The organism is Lactiplantibacillus plantarum (assembly GCF_014131735.1).
GTDB lineage: Bacteria > Bacillota > Bacilli > Lactobacillales > Lactobacillaceae > Lactiplantibacillus > Lactiplantibacillus plantarum.
This window is the reverse complement of record NZ_CP039121.1, coordinates 2,996,193-3,014,603: the sequence shown is the minus strand read 5'-3', so window position 1 is coordinate 3,014,603 and position 18,411 is coordinate 2,996,193. Positions and strand designations below refer to the sequence as shown.

Here is an 18,411-nt window from a genome sequence, read left to right as displayed (position 1 = left end):
ATGAAATCATCAGATATAGAATCGACATTGGTTGGAGATTGCTGTTAGCGCTCTGCGAATGTCGATTTTTTATTATGGTGCGGACTATCCTGCTAGTTCAACCAATACTGTATAGGTGCTGGCACTTATTATGAAGCAGTTATTGAATACTGAAATATAAGCTCGGATTTTGTGAACTCTAGACATGTCTAGACTTGATCTGGCTGGTATAATCTACAAATTTAATTGGGTTATTACTTAAATATTGACAACTTGTCTAAACAAGTCTATATTCATAAATGAAAACGATAACAAAGGGGTGGTTGCCGTGAATAAAGCGGCCTTAGTTTATCAAGATTTGCTCCAGAAAATTGATGCGGAGGTTTACCCGATCGGGAGTTATTTGCCGAGTGAACATCAACTTTGTGAGCTATATGGGATTTCACGTGAGACTGGGCGCAAAGCATTAGCGACATTGGCTGAGGATGGCTATATTCAAAAAATTCGTGGTAAAGGGTCCATTGTGATTGAGCATCGACAGTATGAATTTCCAGTTTCTGGCATTGTGAGTTATAAAGAGTTAGCCGAAAAGTTACACATTAAGACGCAAAATATTGTTTATGACTATCAACCGGATGCAACGTTACCGGTTGCTGACTTTACGTCACTTGGTACCGAATTGACGGAAGCGCCAGTGACGGCCATCAAACGAGTCCGAGTGATCGATGGCGAACCAGCTATTATTGATAAGGATTATATTTTGAAATCGATCGTTCCGAAAGTTCCCAAGCAAGCGGCGGAAGACTCACTGTACGCGTATTTTGAAAATCAGCTTGGGTTGACGATCGGTTACGCGACGAAGGAAATTACGATGGCGCCGGCAACTGATGAGGACCGCGAACACCTCGCTATTAGTAAGGGCGCCTATGTGGCAGTTGTTCGAAGCGTGACGAGCCTCACGGATGCGCGAGCGTTCCAGTATACGGAATCACGACACCGGGCGGACCGCTTTAGTTTCCGCGATTTTGCTCGGCGAACTAAGAAATAAGATCTGGCATGAGAGGGATAGCGCATGAAATTATCAGAACAAGTGATTTATCAGATTTATCCGAAGTCGTTTTACGACAGCAATGGCGATGGCGTCGGTGATTTACGAGGTGTTATTGAAAAGATCGACTACCTCAAAAAGTTGAATATTGACATGATTTGGTTTAATCCGTTTTTTGTCTCACCACAAAATGATAACGGTTACGATATTGCAGATTACTACCATATTGACCCCATGTTTGGCACGATGGCTGATTTTGAAGAACTCGTTGCAAAGCTGAAGGCAAATGGTATCGGGGTCATGTTGGATATGGTTCTTAATCATACTTCAACTGAACACGAGTGGTTTCAAAAGGCTTTGGCGGGTGATGAGAAGTATCAGAAGTTTTACTATCTCCGTCCTCCCAAGGCTGATGGTAGTCTACCGACCAATTGGGAATCTAAATTTGGTGGTCCGGCCTGGGCGCCGTTTGGTGATACTGGTTTGTACTATTTACATTTATATGATCCGACTCAGGCCGATTTGGATTGGCATAATCCGGCCGTACGACAAGCGTGTGCCGCCGTTGTCAATTTCTGGCGGCAAAAGGGCGTGCAGGGTTTTCGTTTCGATGTCATCAACGTTACCGGTAAAGCTGAGAAGTTGGTGGACGCACCTAAGGGGGTCCCTAGCAAGACGTTGTATACTGACACCCCCGTTGTTCATGATTATTTAAAGGAATTGAACGCGGCAAGCTTCGGCCAGGATGTAGATAGCGTCACAGTGGGGGAGATGTCTTCAACAACCGTTGCGAACAGTGTTGGTTATACTAATCCGGCTAATCACGAACTCTCAATGGTCTTTAATTTCCATCATTTGAAGACGGATTATGTTGATGGACGGAAGTGGTCCCGAATGGCCTTCGACTTCCCACGATTGAAGCAATTATTAGATAGTTGGGCCGGTGGAATGGCAGCTGGTGGTGGCTGGCAGGCTTTGTTTTGGAATAATCATGATCAGCCACGAGCGCTGAATCGCTTTGGTGACGCCGGTCGTTATCGTGTCAAGTCCGCTGAAATGCTGGCGACGGTCATTCACCTCTTGCGTGGGACACCATTTATCTATATGGGTGAGGAACTCGGCATGACTGATCCGGACTATGACAATATGGCTGATTACGTGGACATTGAGGCATTAAATGCTTATCGGGCTTTAATTCGTAGTGGGTACAGTCATCACGATGCGTTTACGATCGTTAAGACCAAGGCGCGCGATAACTCGCGGACGCCGATGCAATGGGATGATAGTGCCAAGGCTGGTTTCACTACTGGTAAACCGTGGTTGACACCGACTAATCAGGCGACGATTAACGTGGCCCATGAATTGGCTAGTGGCGAGATTTTTGACTATTATCAACGGCTCATTAAGCTAAGAAAAACGATGCCGATCGTCGCGGATGGTGGTTATCAATCGTGGCGCTTAGATGATCCGCAAGTCTTCGGCTATTGGCGGACATATCACCAACAAAAGTTATTAGTGCTTAATAATTTTTATGGTCAGTCAACAACGGTGACACTTCCGGAAGAAATGGTCGGTGCACAGGTGTTACTTTCCAATTATCAAGATGTTAATGTCACAGCACAATTGACGATGCAATCCTATCAAGCGGTTGCGCTGTTGTTAGGTTAAGAATGGAGGAATGGGTATGGCAAAGGCACAAACAGTAACAATTTTGTCGCCGGTCAATGGGGACGTTATTGCGTTAAATAAGGTTAAAGACCCGGTCTTTTCAGCCGGTATGATGGGACTGGGCTTTGGCGTTCAACCTTCAAGTGGAGAAGTTGTTGCACCAGTCAGTGGTCAGGTCACGATGGTGGCTGAGACGAAACACGCGATTGGGTTCACAACGCCTGATGATCATTTGGAAGTATTAGTGCATCTCGGAATCGACACGGTTGACTTAAAGGGTGCCCCGTTCACGGTCAAAGTGGCCGCGGGCGATGATGTTCAGGCGGGGGACGTGATTGCCACCATGGATTTAGCTGCTATTCAAGCCGCTAATCGTCAGACCACAGTGATTTTAGCAGTGACTAACACTAGTGATAAATTGGAATCGTTGGACGTCGTTACGGGGGCAAAAGCTGCCGGTGACGTGACAGCTACGGGCCGTCTGAACGCCAACACATTTAATGCTAAGCGGCAGAATCGATTACCAAAAGCGGGTAAATATGATCAGTTAGCCGCGGACATCGTGGCTAATGTTGGTGGTGTCGAGAATGTTAGTAGTTTGATTCACTGCATTACTCGCTTGCGTTTTTATTTGAAAGATGAGAGTAAAGCCAATGATGACGTCGTGCGGGACTTAAAAGGGGTCATCGACGTAGCAAAAGCGGGCGGTCAATATCAGGTCGTGATTGGTCCTGCTGTCACGGATGTCTATGATGCGATCATCAAGCAAATCGGACCGGGATTTTCAAATGATTCGGAGACGGCTAAAGCTGTTGCTGAGACTGCCGCAGCAGCTCAGCGGCCAACGACGCCGTGGGGCAAAGTTAAATGGGGTATCAGTAATTTAATTGGTGTTATCACGGGTTCAATGATTCCCGTCATTGGATTATTAGCAGCCTCTGGTATTTTAAAAGGAATTCTTGCGTTACTTACCACGTTTAATTTAGTTAGCCCGACCGCACCAACGTACGTGATTATTAATGCGATGGGCGACTCGGTCTTTTACTTCCTGCCAATCTTCGTCGGTTTTACGGCTGGTAAAAAGTTAGGGGCAGATCCGGTGATTATGGGAATCATCGGTGGGGTGCTGACTTATCCAGCTATTGTAACGATGGCAAGTGGTAAAGCGACGAGTACGCTTTTAGGAATGGGGATCAACGCGAACTTCTTTGGCTTGCCGGTACACGTTGCCTCGTATACGTATTCAATTTTCCCGATGATTGCGGGGGCCTGGCTAGCAAGTAAGTTGGAACCATGGCTAAAACGGGTGATTCCAACGGTATTACGAATGATTTTTGTGCCATTATTTGAAGTTGTGATTGTTTCCGGTGCGATTCTATTATTCCTTGGTCCAATTATTACTGTGCTTTCAACGGGATTGGCAAATATTATTGTGTGGGTCTACAATTTGAGCCCTGCGATTTCTGGCTTAATCATTGGTGGCTTCTATCAAGTATTGGTGATCTTCGGGTTGCACTGGGCGGTTATTCCGATTGTGGCCAACGATATTGCAACGACGGGTCACAGTTACTTGAACGCGATTGTTTCAGCGACGATGGTTGCCCAGGGGGGCGCAGTATTCGCAATCGCCTTAAAGTCAAAGCTGGCTAACATTCAAGAACTTGCTTGGCCAGCAACGATTTCAGCCTTCTGTGGTGTTACCGAACCAGCCATGTACGGGATCAACTTGAAATATGGTCGGGCCTTTGTGACTGCCAGTATTGGGGCGGCAGTTGGTGGCTTCTTGACCGGCTTGATGAATGTCAATATGTGGGGCTTTACGGGTTCACTGATTGGCTTCACGTCCTTTGTTAATCCGAAGGGCTTGGACTTTAGTTTTTATGGTTTCTTGATTGCATCCGCAGCCACGATTGTCGTGTCCTTCGCTTTAACTTGGATGTTTGGTTTTAAGGATGAGGATGCAAATGCAGTTAAAGTAGCGCCTAAAAAGCGACACTTAGGTGCAACCGCCTAGTTAATGGCGACGTCAAATAATTAATCAACGTTAGGATAAACAAGTATTTTTCCGATTCGGAAAAATGCTTGTTTTTGATATTTAGTCGCCCTAACGAAGTGATGGTAAGTGATGGAGATTGGTCTAATTGTGATGATAGAATTTTAATGGATCATGATTGGACGTGAGACGGTCGTCTTAAGGATTTTTGAAGGTTAGGTTAAGGGTTTTACATGGGGGATGATGATTATGGGAAAAATCGATGAAGTAGCCATTTTAGCACCAGTTACTGGTCAAGTATTGTCATTGGCAACGGTTCCGGATCCTGTTTTTGCGGCGGGAAGGGTAGGGCCGGGATTTGGTGTTCAGCCGACAGCTGGTCACATCTTGGCACCAGTTAGTGGTCGAATCACAGTAGTCGCAACAACCAAACATGCAATTGGCATGGTGACTACGACTGGCCTCGAAGTGTTGGTACATCTGGGTGTCGATACGGTGGCACTCAATGGGGCACCGTTTGAAGTTCACGTGAAGGTCGGTGATAAGGTGACGGCTGGCACACTACTAGTCGACATGGATTTAGCTGCTATCGAGCAGGCCCACAAACCGACCACGGTGATCATTGTCGTGACGAACGCTCAGCGGGTACTCACTGACTTGACGCTAGCCCCACTGCCACAAGCTGTCGCGGCCGGTGCAGTCGTCGCAACGGCTCACTTGATAACAGTGACAAAAACCGCGTCACCGGTAGTGGCAGCGGTGCCGCAGTCAACGACGCATTACTCGGCATTAGCCACGGCAATTGTAGCCAATGTGGGCGGCCAACAAAATATTAATAGCGTGATTCATTGTATAACACGGTTGCGATTTTATTTGAAGGATGAAGCACTAGCGCACGATGCGGTTATTGCGAACTTGGACGGCGTCATTGATGTTGCGAAGGCCGGTGGTCAGTATCAAGTTGTGATTGGTCCGGCAGTCAACGATGTTTTTGATGCAGTGATCGCACAACTAGGGCCTGAATTTGCGGACGGAGTGCCAGTACCACCGGTTCAGGAGGCATCAAGTGACGTTAATTGGCTAAGCCACGTGCGTAATGGCATTAGTGGTGTCATTGGTGTTATGACCGCGGCAATGATTCCAGTGATTGGCATTTTGGCAGGTTCAGGGATTTTAAAAGGAATCTTGGCCGCGTTAACGGGCTTCAAAGTCTTGGCGGTCACGAGTGGGACGTACATGGTATTGAACGCGGTAGCTGATGCAACGTTTTACTTTTTACCAGTTGTCCTAGGCTTTACTGCTGCCAAAAAGTTAGGTTCAGATCCAATCGTGCTGGCGATTGTCGGTGCTGTTCTTATCTATCCAAGTCTGATAACGGCAGCTAGTAAGGGAACCACGGCCCAAATCACGTTCTTAGGTGTTCCGACGCATTTAATGTCGTATTCGGCATCCGTGTTCCCGATGATTGTGGCTGCATGGCTAGGCGTGTACGTTGAGCGGGGGTTAAAACGAGTTGTTCCGCTGTATTTACGGAGCGTCTTTATTCCGATTATCGAAGCCCTGATTTTGGCGGTAGTGGTATTAGTGGTGGTCGGTCCCTTAATTACGATTATAAGTAAGGGCTTGGCCAACGGTTTGGTCGCCGTCTATAATTTTAGCCCGGCCTTATCAGGATTGGTTATTGGCGGTTTATACCAGACGATGGTCATTTTCGGGCTCCACTGGGGCATTATTCCCATTGTGATCAATGATATTGCGACGAATGGACACAGTTATTTGAATGCAATCCTCTCGATTACCATGGTCGCTCAGGGTGGTGCGGTGTTAGCCGTCTTCTTAAAGTCTAAGGATAAGCACCTAAAGGAGATCTCACTGGCAGCTGCAATTTCAGCCTTTTGTGGTGTTACCGAGCCGGCGCTATACGGAGTCAACTTGAAATACAAACGGGTCTTTGTCGTTGCTAGTATTGCGAGTGGTCTAGGTGGCTTACTGACCGGTCTGTTACGCGTTAATAACTATGCTTTGTCAGGGTCGTTGATCGGTTTCCCCGCGTTTATCACCCCGGGTGTCGGCATCGGGTCAAACTTTTATGGTTATTTGATATCCCATTACGGGACACTAGTGATTGCAACGATGTTAGTTTATGTATTTGGCTTTTCGGATAAGTTGTTAGGTCCTAAGGAAAACTTAAAAGCGACTAATAATCAGTAACTAAAATAAGGCTCCTGCTGAACGTAGCGGGGGTCTTATTTTTATGAACTAATCGCTTGCAAGCGTGCTTGTTGTCGAATCGCTTCAACATAAATGCGGACAAAGTCGGTGCCATACAGGACTGCTAGTTGCTGTTCCAGATTTGGTGTGGGTGGCAACACCTTTAGCAAGGGTCGAATCCATTGATTGGTGGGCAATAGTCGCAATAGATGGTGGCTGGTGAACTGTGAGAATAGGAGATTGCGGCCGAAGTATTGTCCAAGATGATTTTGGAAAGCTGGTTGCTTAACTGGCACCAGTTGGAGACTGCTGTTATTCATGTTGCCTAGTAACAATTTGGCCTGACCAAAGTCGTCACGAAGGTCAAAATGCTGATTCTTGTAGGCCTTAGCGATTTCAGGTGCTAATTGGACCAACCAAATGAGCTGATGTTGTTCCAAATGCAGAATCAAGCGCAGTGTCATAATATCAGTTGTCGTGAGTTGATAACTGTATTGTTGCAGAGTGGCTGGTGTTAATTCTTGACGCAAGGTCCGTTGAACGGCGTCAAAATTACCAGCCTCCCAACTAATGGTTAATTGATCATGGTTCGTCAGCCATAGCAAATGATCCGCGATCCGCAAGGTCAAAAAGCGCGGGGCAGCCGTCCCCGGCGTCTTTAGCATTAGTAGCCAGTAAGAGCTGGCACTAGAACGCGCAAAATTGCGTGCTAAGACGTGCGCACAGGTTGGCAAGGCTAATTGGACAGCCAATTGTAAGCGTCGCCGGTCAGTAGCAGTATTAACAAACTGGTGTGGGTCGTGTGTGATTCGTCGTTTTGCCATAGACATCCCTCCCTCATTAATACACTACCTTAATTATAGGCCAAAAAACGTGGTGTGGCGCATTGAATGTTTGGTTTTAATGATAAATCAAATGTTATTAGAGTCGTTTGATTCGCTGATATTCCAGTTAAGAATATTAACCAGTCAAAACTCGATTTGTTTCAACCAATCGCGCAGGTTAAGATAAAGATGAAGGCTTAATTGAATCATAATATCATTAATCTACAGAAACGGGGCGATGTTGTCATGAAACGAATTGTTGTGGGAATCACGGGAGCGTCCGGTACGATTTACGCGGTCGACTTATTAGAAAAGTTACATCAGCGGCCAGATGTTGAAGTTCACCTGGTAATGAGTGCGTGGGCTAAAAAAAACTTGGAGTTAGAGACTGATTACTCGCTCGCGCAGCTGACGGCGCTCGCGGATGCTACTTATCGGGCTAATGACCAAGGCGCAGCGATTGCCAGTGGTTCGTTTTTGAATGACGGAATGGTCATTGTCCCAGCTAGTATGAAGACGGTAGCGGGGATTGCGTACGGCTTCGGTGATAATTTAATATCGCGGGCTGCTGATGTCACGATTAAAGAACAACGTAAACTTGTGATTGTTCCACGTGAAACACCGTTAAGCGTGATTCATTTAGAAAATCTAACAAAGTTGGCAAAACTCGGTGCCCAAATTATTCCACCGATTCCCGCTTTTTATAATCATCCACAGTCCATTCAGGATCTGGTCAATCATCAAACAATGAAAATTTTGGATGCGTTTCATATTCATAATGAAACTGATCGCCGTTGGGAGGGGGATTAAACATGGCAACTTTTACGACTGAGCAGGCCGGGTATCAAATACAAGCAACACTCCAAGTGATTGGATATGACTTGTTGATCGTCGTTACCGGTGGGACCAATCCCCATATTGGTGACGTGACCACACTAACTGCCAGCACGGTTCCCGAAACGGTTAAGTTTCCTAGCCATGATGGTCGCTTCCATAAAGATAACTTTATTTCGGAACGAATGGCCAAGCGGATTCAGCGTTATCTAGATGGAAGCTGTACAATTACTGCGGGAATTCATGTCAACCAAATTACTAAAGCACAAATAGCAGCTGCGGCACCAATGACGGATGACCTCAGCCGCCAGATTATTAGCTGGTTACAGGCCCATCCCGTCCAGGCTGAAAAGCCGGAATATTATGGACAAGATGAGCAACCGCGGTAGATTCGTGACGCATGGGGTGTCGAAAACAGCGCAATATTGTCTTTGCGCCCTATTGCTGGATAATATGCACCGAGCTGGCCGTTTATTGTTATTAAAGTTGTACTAGATGAAATAATTCAACAAAAAAATTGCGCTTCAGATGTTGATTCTGAAGTGCAATTTTTTGTCCAAGTTAGGCATAAACATACTAGCATGTTTGTATTTAAACGGAGTGGCTTGCAGGGTGAATTATAACTTTAGTATCGACATGCGCGCTGGCTTCCGCAATCGCACACCGTCAGCTAATCTGGCAGCTTATTTGTGGGCATCTTTCTTTGCTTGTTCCACTAAAATGTTATCGACCACGTCTTGTAAGCTAGTCTTAGCTAACCGTGCTTCGGCTGCCGTTTGCGCGTCTTGATAGTATTGTTTCAGAACGGTTTGAATATTGCCACCAACAATACAATCCGGATTGGTCTTAGGATCGACGGCGAGTAGTGGCTTATCGCCTTCAATTGCGTAGAAGACGCTGAGCAGTGAAATTTGACTTAAAGGTTTGGCGAGTGCCGGTTGAGCAGTACCGGGCGTTGTTGTGATTAGTCCGGCTTGTCGAAGCTTGCTCATCAATCGGCGAACAACGACTGGACTAGTTTCAATGCTGCGGGCAATGGCGTCACTTGTTAATTTAGTATCTGCGTAAATTTTAATGTAGGCCAGTAAATGGATCGAGTCGCTAAAGCGGGTTGAAACACGCATATAATCACTTCCTGTAACTTAATTGGTTACTATGATTATAAATAAATCCACTTATAAAAGCAATTAACGAGTTTAGTAAAGCTAATGATGTAACTTTTATAAAGATGGTTGTTTTGGGGGACCGAATCAGTTATGATGTAAATGCCAAAATTGAGCAGTTACTGCAAAAAAGGAGCTTATCATCATGAGTGAAATTGAAACCATCCAGGCCTATTATGCGGCTTCATTGGGGAAGGATGGTCGTATTACCCGGACCCAACGGCAAATTTTAGCCGCCGCGCTCGACTTATTTGCAGAAAAAGGTTATGAAGAAGTTGGCACTCGGGAGATTGCAGAGCGGGCCGGTGTCGCTGAAGGAACTTTATTTCATAATTTTGTTAATAAGAACGGTATTCTGGACGCCATTATGCAGCCGATTGTGCAGAATATTTTGCCAACGATGTTGAACACTTTGGACCAGGCAATTTTAGATAGTCCTAACCAGACTTTGCAAGCATTTGTTGTCGCCCTTGTGCGCGATCGGGTCGCATTTGTCACACGTAACCGAGCCTCCTTAGCCGTCATTTTGTCCCAATTTTTCAATAATGCTCAGGATCGAGCGGCCGTCTTAGGGATGGTCTCACCTAGCATTTTGGCGCAGGCGAATGAAGCGATGGATCGCTTGAAAGCCGCTCGAGAATTAGTTGATTGGCCGAATCGCATGATTTTACAATTGGTGTTTTCAACCATTGGGGGATATTTAGTCGAACAGGTTCTCTACCCACAACTGGATGATTTGAGTGATGAGCAATTGATTCACTATCTCAGTGATTTTTTAGTTAATGGTTTGAGCCCACGGAGAATCCCCTTACAAGATGATAATACCGCGTCATAACAAGCTTTAGGGATGCCAAAGTAATAATTAATAATAGTTGACTAATAGGTTAATGGTGCTATACTACCAATTGGAATTAAAGTGAGTGCTCAATTAAGGGGACGCACTGTTGAGGATCACGTAGTAGTCCACAACCTGAATTCTAAACCAATAGAAGAGAGGGTTTCATAATGAAATCAGCAAAAACGAAGGATCACGCTAAGATGAAAGCTGCCGAAGAAAAGGCGATTCATTCAACGGGTGCCGATAGTAAGAGCTTGGACGAAGTCAATGGGAGTGTCCGGGTCCCTAAGGATGCCAGCTTCTGGCGAACTTTAATTGCCTACACTGGACCGGGTGCACTAGTTGCAGTTGGGTACATGGATCCTGGGAACTGGATCACATCAATCGCAGGTGGATCACAGTACAAATATGCATTACTTTCTGTGATCCTGTTATCAAGTTTAATTGCCATGTTGCTACAAGCCATGGCCGCTCGTCTGGGAATTGTGACGGGTAAAGATTTAGCACAATTGACGCGGGAACGAACGTCAAAAGGAATGGGGATTTTTCTCTGGATTATTACTGAACTAGCGATTATGGCGACCGATGTTGCTGAAATCATTGGTTCTGGGATTGCTTTGAAGTTATTATTCGGATTTCCATTAATTGTCGGTATTTTGATTACCACTGCCGATGTCTTGATTCTGTTATTATTAATGAAACTTGGTTTCCGGAAAATCGAAGCAATTGTGGCAACGCTGGTTGCCGTGATTCTCTTCGTCTTCCTGTATGAAGTTATTATTTCACAACCTAATATTCCAGAAATGTTAAAAGGGTATGTCCCAACTAGTCGGATTGTCAGCAACCGTTCTATGCTATTCCTAGCACTCGGAATTGTTGGGGCAACCGTTATGCCGCATAACTTGTACTTGGGATCATCAATCTCACAAACACGTCAAGTTGACCGGAGTGACGAAAAAGAAGTTGCCAAGGCTGTTAAGTTCACGACAATCGACTCCAATATTCAATTGTCAGTCGCGTTCGTTGTTAATAGTTTGCTATTAATTCTTGGCGCCGCACTGTTCTTTGGAACTAAGGGGGATCTTGGCCGGTTCGTTGACTTGTACAATGCACTTGGCGATAGTAAGGTCGTTGGCTCGATTGCGAGTCCGTTACTCAGTATGCTCTTTGCCATTGCGCTGTTGTCTTCTGGTCAAAGTTCTACGATTACGGGGACGTTATCTGGTCAGATTATCATGGAAGGGTTTATCCGTTTGAAGATGCCACTCTGGGCACAACGGTTACTAACTCGGTTAATCTCGGTTACACCAGTGTTGGCTTTTGCGATTTATTATCATGGCAATGAAGCGAAAATTGAAGATCTGCTGACGATGTCGCAAGTCTTCCTGAGTATCGCGTTACCATTTGCCATGATTCCGCTAGTCATGTTCACGAGTAATCGGGCGCTGATGGGGAACTTCACCAACCGTGTCTGGGTTAAGTGGACGGCTTGGATCGTGACGGTGATTCTAATCATCTTAAACATTTACCTTATTTTACAGACTATCGGTCTGGTTAAATAATCAAACATTAAAATGAGCTTTCCAGGGATTGCAAAGAATTCCTGGAAAGCTCATTTTGTGTTTTGGGAACAGCTGCAATGCAAGATACCGATTCAAAGCGCCAAGTGCTAATACGTACCAGTAATTGGCGATTAACCGACTTTGGATTGCCAGTCTTGCTTAGTTGGTATGATGGTAAACGGGGTCGCAGTGATGAGGTCCGTGAGGCAGGGGAGCAATCCGGTCTCAAGGTTATATAAATCGTGAACGTGTGCGCTAGTTTGACCGTGCTCAGCCATCTTAAGTAGTTGAGGCTGGGTGAACTGGAGTTGACTGGCTGGTAGAATCAGGTCCGGTTGGCTGCGGCGTGTCAACGGTTGGGCGTGGTCGTGAACCAGGTAAGCAAAATTAGGCGCCGTATTGAGAATTAGCGTTAAAACGCTGATTTCATGGGGATCTAATTTGGTTGCTAACTGGTTCGTTTGACTAGGGGAATAAACCATGGCGGCGTAGATTTGAGGCGCCAGCTCGGGTAATTGGCGGCTAGGCGGTGTCAGGGTGACCGTCAGTCCCAATTGCCAGCTGGCGAGCAACAATCCCGGAATCGTTACGACTTGTGCGGGGCTCAGTAGAATGGCTTGTCCGGCATGCACGTTCTGTTGTTGCAGACTAGTTTCACACAGTGCGAGGTCTTCTAAAACATCGGCCCCGGTATACCAGTTGCCATTTAGATCTTTCAGAACTGGTTCGGCATATTGACGTTGTAATTGGCGGGTAATGGCCTTAGTCAGCTGACTCATCGCGGGGCCTCCTTTAAGGGTTTAAGTGACGGGGCGGAAATTAAGGGTGGCAGTACTACTTTGCGTTAGTGAGATACTTCATCTTAGTGATACTCTGGCTACTAGCGTCAATGGTTGCTAACACTTGATTTTGGGTGGATTTAACGACAAGCTTAGTTGGCTGTGGTGTTAAATCATGTTTCGGCTGGTGGGTCGTGGTACCCGTTGCGAGTTTAGTATCACGAGTAACTTTGTTGACGAGTGTGGTGGATGTCACTTCAGGATTTGTTGTCGTCGTGTCAGCAGAGGCGGAAACGGAAGTCGCAAAGAGGGTTCCGGCAGCCATTAGAGTAAGGGTTAGTTTTTTGAATGTGTTTTTCATAATAATCGAACTCCTTTTAGTTGTTATTATTAGTGAATGATTATTGGGCAGCTGGCATTAACCAGTCGTTAGAGAGTAGTTGATGGAAGTGACGACCAAGTGGGACCCATAATTGCGAACGGCGGATGTTTTTTAACGTGTCCCAGAATAATGGATCTTGTAGTTGTTCATCACTAAGTTTGACTTTAACGAATTCGCCCTCTTCAGTTTTCGCAATCACCAGTGGGTAGGTCACCTTAACCAATTGAACGGCGGTGATATTTTTAATTTTTGGATCAGTATCTAATAACATATCTACATAGCTCCTTAGTTGTTGTGAGTCATTCTATTTTTATGAGTTAATTTTTAAAGTTGGTTTGTTTAATTGAATGACTATAGTTTACCGGCATATCGCCGTGGGAACTATCGACTTTCCATAAACTTTATCTAAGAAATTCTTAGATTCAGACTTAGAATATAAAAAATACCATGAAAATTGAATCTGAGCAGGTAATACTTTGGCAGGATCAAGTACTAGTTAAATTAACAACCGTTTCAAGACTGTTAATGTCCTTAAAACGGTTGTTAAGAGTTTATTTGTAAATGAATTAGCTTAGTGTGCAGGGCGGTTAATAATACTAATGGCAAAGCCTAATAAAGCACAAATAAGAGAAACACTAAAGGACCAGGTTAAACCATGGGCAAACCAAGCAGGATGTGCTGGCAAGTAAGTACTAACTCGATATCCAGCATCGATGCTCATTGTTGTAAATAGTGCAAGAGAACCAAGTGCGACGCCTAAAATATTGCCAATATTATTTCCCAAAGACTGTAGAGAACCCGCTACTCCTAGCTGATTTTGTGGGACGACTGACATTAGTAATGTGTTATTTGGTGCAATGAAAAATCCAGTGCCGATACCGTTGGAAATTAACAAAGAAATAATGAGGGTTAATGAAGTATGTGAATCTAGGAATAAGAAGCCAATTTGCGTAATTATAATTAGGACTAGGCCGGTTAGTAGAACAAGCTGTTGAGAGAAAAGATCACTCAACCAGCCACCAAGTGGGGCAGCAATAGCCATAATAAGTGGAAAAATCAGCATTAATATTCCAGTAGTACCAACTGACCAGTTCAAATAATCTTGGAGATAGAGTGGGAATATAAAGCTGAACAGTGCATTAATAAGTGGTATCAGCATTCCGACTAGCAATGCTAAGCTGAAGGTACGATTCTTAAAAATGGATAGTGGTAATAGCGCATTTTTTCGATGCTTTTCCAAATAAATAAAGTATAGTGTAAGTGCTAATGTGATAATGAAGCCAATGATAATTAGCGGCTGCCTGAAACCAATAGTCTGCCCTGCTTCTAATACAACAAAGAATAGTGTGATGATAATGAATAGAATCCCTGCGCCCCAACCATCAAGTTTAGTGGCTTGTTGCCGGCCATGATTTTTGGGAAGAAATAGGTGGCCTAAAATAATGGCAATGATTCCAAGTGGAATGTTAATCATAAAAATAGCATTCCAAGCAAACTGCTGTAGTAAAAAGCCACCTAAGGCAGGTCCGGCAACAAAACCAGCGGAAATAAACATTGTATTGATACCCATGGCAGTTCCCCGGGTGTGATTATCAAACAGTTCCGAAATTAAACCATAGCTGTTTGAAAGCGTTGCGGCAGCGCCAACTGCTTGCACAAAACGAGCCAATAGTAGAAACTCAAAGCCGAAGTTGACACTGGCCATTAGTGAGCCGATAGTAAAGCTATACATACCTAAAGTAAAGATTCTACCTTTACCCCAAATATCACCAAGTTTACCGAATGTTACCAGTAAGCCTGATAGAATGACCATATAACCCATCACGGTATATGTGATCTGACTAATTGGAACCGCAAGTGATTTTGACATGATAGGTAGTGCGATATTAATGATTGATGCATCGAGATTAGCCATAATTGTAAAAATACCGATGACAATCATTGCTAACCAAGAACGAGTTGTTGTTTTCATGATAAAAATTCAACCTCCTATTTTTTGAACATTTGAAAGTATAACAAGTTCGTGTTACACTAACGCAAGCAAAATTTAGGAGGATACGAGTATGTTTACAATTACGGCGACCGCTCAGAAATATGGTGTGTCGAATAATGCACTACGTTACTATGAAAGTGTTGGTCTAATTGGCCCGATTAAGCGTGATCAAAATGGTATCCGACAATTTTCGGCTAGTGATCAAGAGATGGTTAACCGAATTGTACATCTCCGGCAATTAGGCGCGTCAATTAAAGAGATTCAGCAATACAGTTTCCGTCCTGAAGAAGTAACACTAGAACGTACAGTTGCACTAAAAAAATTTCTGTTACGTTTAAACGGAGATCTAGAAGCACAAGAGGCGCAAATTAAAATAGAAAAACAATATTTAAAAGCAAAAATAGAACATTTGGATGGTGATATTTTGAGTATGAAATCTCATAAAACCACGCAGATGGGTTAGTAGTAATTAGTTTCTGAATATCAATTCAGAATAGTCTTGGAGGTATCTTTGTGATTGGGTGGCACAAGACCAAAAGCGAGTCCTAGATTTTTCTAGTGACTCGCTTTTTTATGAGAGTAATTATTAGAAAATAAAATAATAGTACTTGTTACTATAGTTGCCAGCTGACCGTAAAGATACTCCCGGATGGCTGGTTGTCGGTAATTTTAATGTTGGCCTGATTCAATGTGACTAACTGTTGAACGATTGCTAAGCCTAGGCCACTGCCTTCGATTGCTTGTGACCGAGATTGGTCAACGCGGTAAAAACGCTGAAAGACAGCCTGTTTTTGGTCGTCTGGAATTCCCTCACCATGGTCGGCTACAGCTAGTTCGACTGCTTGATCAGTCTGGTGCAAACTCAAGGTAATCGGTTGATCATGTGGCGAGTATTTATGGGCATTATCGAGTAAGACCACAACGATTTGTTGTAACATTTCCGCATTACCTTGAACGTGGATGTTCGGATCAATTGCGAGCGTCAATGGTTGATCAATTGATGGCTGGTAATGTTCAGCCAGTGACAACATTAATAGTGATAGGTCTTGGTCAGTTAAGACTAGCTTAGCGCGATCAGCTCGTGAAAGGTGAAGTAGGTTCTCAATCAGATGTTGCATTCTTAGTGATTCTTCATCAATAAACTGTAATGATTCTGGAATCACTTCGGGGTGGGCGTCACCCCGCCGCTTGATTAGACTGAGATTACCGCGAATCGCAGCAATCGGGGTTCGCAGTTCGTGCGAAGCATCAGAAATAAATTGACGCTCATGCTGCAATCGTTGATTTTGCGTGACCAACAGTTCATTAAAGGCCCGACCGAGGTCGTTGATCTCGCGGGGGCTAGCAGGCACGTCTAAGGTGGGCTGGTCGCTATCCGGATTGTTCGATGTGTACTTGGTTGCGTGTAACAGTTTAATGGTTGGGTCACTCAGTCGCAGTGCTAAACGATGGGCCCACCAAGTCCCCAATGCCAGGGCGGCACAAGTGACAGCCAGCATGAGCAGAATCAAAATAAGCAGACTGTTGAACAATCGCCTTAAGCTGACCCATAGTTGGTAAGTGTTATGCCCATCTTTTTCACTATAAGATAAGAAGAAACCAAATCCGCGAACGTAGACTAACGGCCCTACTAGCTTAGTCTGTTGCTTGGTGAAAAACGATTTGGACGATGGGGTAGTGATGATCGTCCGCTTCGTTTTAGTGGCGGTCGTCAAGGTTGCTTTCTTGGTGGTTACCCGGATAAATGCCGGTTGTTTCGTATTGCGTGTCGTCGTATTGTTCCATTGAATAAAACTGGGGACGTCTTTGATATTCGCCTGGTTAAGACTGCTCATCAAGTCACGGGCTTCCCTAGTCGTATTGATCGTTTGCTGAGTGCCGACCATCAGAAGGGTGATCAAGCTAACCAACAACGTAATTGTCAGCATTAGTCGGCGGATGGCCTTATTGATCAGCTGTTCATAGGTCGGAGTGGTGTTATTTTTGGGCATCAGACATCGGCTCCCTTAGTTTATACCCGACGCCGCGCACCGTTTGAATGAGTGGGGAGGCGCCGGTTGTCGTGATTTTATTACGTAAATAACCGACATAAACGTCAACGACATTTTGCTGACCGAGAAAGTCGGCGCCCCAGACTTGGTCAAGCAAGTCATCACGGGTAAAGACTTCGTCGGGATGAGCGAGGAAGAATTGCAGCAAATCATATTCACGGTGAGTTAAGGTAACTTCTTCCTGCCCGTTAGTAACGCGGTGAGCTTTAGTATCTAGCTGGACATCATCCAGTTGGTAGACTTGATTGGGTTCAACTTGATTTTCAATGCGTCGTTGGATAACCCGGATTCGGGCCAATAATTCTTCGATTTCAAATGGTTTGGTGATATAGTCGTCGGCACCATTATCTAACCCGGCGACTTTATCACCGACATAATCTCTAGCGGTCATAATAATGACTGGTACTTGATCGTGTTTGCGAATGCGGCGAAGAACTTCCATACCATCAAGTTTTGGCAACATCCAGTCTAGCAGGATGAGGAGCAACTCGTTTTGATGCGCTTGGTAGGTTTCCATAGCTGCCAAACCGTCAGCCGCTACCAAAACGTTGAAATCCTCAAATTGTAGTTCTTTAGTCAAGTAACCAGATAGGCTACCTTCATCCTCAACAATTAAAATCGTTTTTTTCAATGTTATGCTCCTCTCAATAACCCTGGTTTATGTCTAATTATAGCGAATAATTATGACGCTTTTCCGATATTTTGACTTATTTTTATGGATTTGTGTGAACTAAATGAAAGCGTCACCGGACTTATGCTAAAATTGGACTATGAAAATGGAAGGTAAGTGAGTGACATGGGACTTTTTCGTGACGCCATGCAGGCACTGTATCACAGTGGTCATTATGGTTACAACATCAATGTAAAGAAGTCGGCTCCCGCCGTTGATCCGAAGGAAGTACCAGCGATTGCGGCGTTAGGACGTATTAATCGAACGCCCAACTTTAAGACGTGGTCCGTTGATTCGCCATATAAAACGGCCGAATTTACGGCTAAATTAACTGACGCAGTAGCAACTTGTGATTTGGAAATGCAGGATCTTGAGATCAAACCGCAGATCGATGGTCGGTGGGGCGATCAATAAGC

The 18,411-nt window shown here is 44.7% G+C and carries 18 protein-coding genes; 10 read left to right on the top strand and 8 right to left on the bottom strand.

The window, feature by feature from the left end:
• Positions 1-307 precede the first annotated feature (307 nt).
• The 4 genes from treR (at position 308) to E5260_RS14215 (ending at position 6,899) form a co-directional block, all read left to right on the top strand.
• On the top strand, positions 308-1,027 hold the full coding sequence (gene treR, locus E5260_RS14230; RefSeq protein ID WP_003643703.1) for a trehalose operon repressor: 720 nt from the start codon (positions 308-310) through the stop codon (positions 1,025-1,027).
• A 24-nt stretch (positions 1,028-1,051) separates the two neighbouring features.
• Positions 1,052-2,695 (top strand): alpha,alpha-phosphotrehalase, encoded by a 1,644-nt coding sequence (gene treC, locus E5260_RS14225; protein ID WP_003641843.1) that lies wholly within the window; start codon positions 1,052-1,054, stop codon positions 2,693-2,695.
• 16 nt (positions 2,696-2,711) lie between these two features.
• On the top strand, positions 2,712-4,709 hold the full coding sequence (locus E5260_RS14220) for a glucose PTS transporter subunit IIA (protein WP_003643705.1): 1,998 nt from the start codon (positions 2,712-2,714) through the stop codon (positions 4,707-4,709).
• A gap of 219 nt (positions 4,710-4,928) precedes the next feature.
• A complete protein-coding gene (locus E5260_RS14215; protein ID WP_003641845.1) occupies positions 4,929-6,899 on the top strand; it encodes a glucose PTS transporter subunit IIA in 1,971 nt (656 codons plus the stop codon).
• Positions 6,900-6,940: 41 nt separating this feature from the next.
• Here the strand turns inward: E5260_RS14215 and E5260_RS14210 are convergent, their stop codons facing one another.
• Positions 6,941-7,723, bottom strand: a complete 783-nt coding sequence (locus E5260_RS14210; protein ID WP_003641846.1) for a hypothetical protein — start codon at positions 7,721-7,723, stop codon at positions 6,941-6,943.
• Between the two features lie 246 nt (positions 7,724-7,969).
• On the opposite strand from E5260_RS14210, the gene E5260_RS14205 reads away from it, so the two are divergent.
• Together E5260_RS14205 and lpdD are read left to right on the top strand one after the other, a co-directional pair.
• Complete coding sequence (locus E5260_RS14205; protein ID WP_003643707.1) at positions 7,970-8,533, top strand: UbiX family flavin prenyltransferase; 564 nt, start codon at positions 7,970-7,972, stop codon at positions 8,531-8,533.
• Positions 8,534-8,535: 2 nt separating this feature from the next.
• Complete coding sequence (gene lpdD, locus E5260_RS14200; RefSeq protein ID WP_003641848.1) at positions 8,536-8,946, top strand: gallate decarboxylase subunit LpdD; 411 nt, start codon at positions 8,536-8,538, stop codon at positions 8,944-8,946.
• Positions 8,947-9,240: 294 nt separating this feature from the next.
• Here the strand turns inward: lpdD and E5260_RS14195 are convergent, their stop codons facing one another.
• On the bottom strand, positions 9,241-9,681 hold the full coding sequence (locus tag E5260_RS14195; protein WP_003641849.1) for an Rrf2 family transcriptional regulator: 441 nt from the start codon (positions 9,679-9,681) through the stop codon (positions 9,241-9,243).
• A 184-nt stretch (positions 9,682-9,865) separates the two neighbouring features.
• Between E5260_RS14195 and E5260_RS14190 the strand changes: the two genes are divergently transcribed.
• Together E5260_RS14190 and E5260_RS14185 are read left to right on the top strand one after the other, a co-directional pair.
• Complete coding sequence (locus E5260_RS14190) at positions 9,866-10,555, top strand: TetR/AcrR family transcriptional regulator (protein WP_003641850.1); 690 nt, start codon at positions 9,866-9,868, stop codon at positions 10,553-10,555.
• A gap of 203 nt (positions 10,556-10,758) precedes the next feature.
• The gene (locus E5260_RS14185) at positions 10,759-12,120 is read left to right on the top strand and encodes an Nramp family divalent metal transporter (RefSeq protein WP_033608073.1); all 1,362 of its coding nucleotides are present in this window, start codon (positions 10,759-10,761) and stop codon (positions 12,118-12,120) included.
• 131 nt (positions 12,121-12,251) lie between these two features.
• On the opposite strand, the gene E5260_RS14180 is transcribed toward E5260_RS14185, so the two are convergent.
• The 4 genes from E5260_RS14180 to E5260_RS14165 all read right to left on the bottom strand — a co-directional run bounded on the left by E5260_RS14180 (position 12,252) and on the right by E5260_RS14165 (position 15,253).
• On the bottom strand, positions 12,252-12,899 hold the full coding sequence (locus tag E5260_RS14180; protein ID WP_003641852.1) for a hypothetical protein: 648 nt from the start codon (positions 12,897-12,899) through the stop codon (positions 12,252-12,254).
• Positions 12,900-12,954: 55 nt separating this feature from the next.
• Complete coding sequence (locus tag E5260_RS14175) at positions 12,955-13,260, bottom strand: hypothetical protein (protein ID WP_003641853.1); 306 nt, start codon at positions 13,258-13,260, stop codon at positions 12,955-12,957.
• Between the two features lie 40 nt (positions 13,261-13,300).
• Positions 13,301-13,552, bottom strand: a complete 252-nt coding sequence (locus E5260_RS14170; protein WP_003641854.1) for a hypothetical protein — start codon at positions 13,550-13,552, stop codon at positions 13,301-13,303.
• 300 nt (positions 13,553-13,852) lie between these two features.
• A complete protein-coding gene (locus tag E5260_RS14165) occupies positions 13,853-15,253 on the bottom strand; it encodes an MFS transporter (protein ID WP_003641855.1) in 1,401 nt (466 codons plus the stop codon).
• Between the two features lie 91 nt (positions 15,254-15,344).
• Here E5260_RS14165 and E5260_RS14160 point away from each other — a divergent pair, with 91 nt between their 5' ends.
• Entirely contained in the window at positions 15,345-15,737 is a 393-nt protein-coding gene (locus tag E5260_RS14160) for a MerR family transcriptional regulator (RefSeq protein ID WP_003641856.1), read from the top strand.
• Positions 15,738-15,888: 151 nt separating this feature from the next.
• On the opposite strand, the gene E5260_RS14155 is transcribed toward E5260_RS14160, so the two are convergent.
• Together E5260_RS14155 and E5260_RS14150 are read right to left on the bottom strand one after the other, a co-directional pair.
• The gene (locus E5260_RS14155; RefSeq protein ID WP_003641857.1) at positions 15,889-17,265 is read right to left on the bottom strand and encodes a sensor histidine kinase; all 1,377 of its coding nucleotides are present in this window, start codon (positions 17,263-17,265) and stop codon (positions 15,889-15,891) included.
• A complete protein-coding gene (locus E5260_RS14150; RefSeq protein ID WP_003641858.1) occupies positions 17,252-17,956 on the bottom strand; it encodes a response regulator transcription factor in 705 nt (234 codons plus the stop codon). The genes E5260_RS14155 and E5260_RS14150 overlap by 14 nt, the downstream gene beginning before the upstream one ends.
• 165 nt (positions 17,957-18,121) lie before the next feature.
• On the opposite strand from E5260_RS14150, the gene E5260_RS14145 reads away from it, so the two are divergent.
• Entirely contained in the window at positions 18,122-18,409 is a 288-nt protein-coding gene (locus E5260_RS14145; RefSeq protein WP_003641859.1) for a hypothetical protein, read from the top strand.
• Positions 18,410-18,411 lie beyond the last annotated feature (2 nt).

Bases quoted from the DNA above. Each gene is read 5' to 3' on its own strand.
- E5260_RS14215 (WP_003641845.1), top strand. From the start codon at position 4,929: ATGATGATTATGGGAAAAATCGATGAAGTAGCCATTTTAGCACCAGTT.
- E5260_RS14160 (WP_003641856.1), top strand. From the start codon at position 15,345: ATGTTTACAATTACGGCGACCGCTCAGAAATATGGTGTGTCGAATAAT.
- E5260_RS14155 (WP_003641857.1), bottom strand. From the start codon at position 17,265: ATGCCCAAAAATAACACCACTCCGACCTATGAACAGCTGATCAATAAG.
- E5260_RS14195 (WP_003641849.1), bottom strand. From the start codon at position 9,681: ATGCGTGTTTCAACCCGCTTTAGCGACTCGATCCATTTACTGGCCTAC.
- E5260_RS14145 (WP_003641859.1), top strand. From the start codon at position 18,122: ATGGGACTTTTTCGTGACGCCATGCAGGCACTGTATCACAGTGGTCAT.
- E5260_RS14170 (WP_003641854.1), bottom strand. From the start codon at position 13,552: ATGTTATTAGATACTGATCCAAAAATTAAAAATATCACCGCCGTTCAA.
- E5260_RS14190 (WP_003641850.1), top strand. From the start codon at position 9,866: ATGAGTGAAATTGAAACCATCCAGGCCTATTATGCGGCTTCATTGGGG.
- E5260_RS14210 (WP_003641846.1), bottom strand. From the start codon at position 7,723: ATGGCAAAACGACGAATCACACACGACCCACACCAGTTTGTTAATACT.
- E5260_RS14165 (WP_003641855.1), bottom strand. From the start codon at position 15,253: ATGAAAACAACAACTCGTTCTTGGTTAGCAATGATTGTCATCGGTATT.
- treC (WP_003641843.1), top strand. From the start codon at position 1,052: ATGAAATTATCAGAACAAGTGATTTATCAGATTTATCCGAAGTCGTTT.
- E5260_RS14175 (WP_003641853.1), bottom strand. From the start codon at position 13,260: ATGAAAAACACATTCAAAAAACTAACCCTTACTCTAATGGCTGCCGGA.
- E5260_RS14180 (WP_003641852.1), bottom strand. From the start codon at position 12,899: ATGAGTCAGCTGACTAAGGCCATTACCCGCCAATTACAACGTCAATAT.
- E5260_RS14185 (WP_033608073.1), top strand. From the start codon at position 10,759: ATGAAAGCTGCCGAAGAAAAGGCGATTCATTCAACGGGTGCCGATAGT.
- lpdD (WP_003641848.1), top strand. From the start codon at position 8,536: ATGGCAACTTTTACGACTGAGCAGGCCGGGTATCAAATACAAGCAACA.
- E5260_RS14220 (WP_003643705.1), top strand. From the start codon at position 2,712: ATGGCAAAGGCACAAACAGTAACAATTTTGTCGCCGGTCAATGGGGAC.
- E5260_RS14205 (WP_003643707.1), top strand. From the start codon at position 7,970: ATGAAACGAATTGTTGTGGGAATCACGGGAGCGTCCGGTACGATTTAC.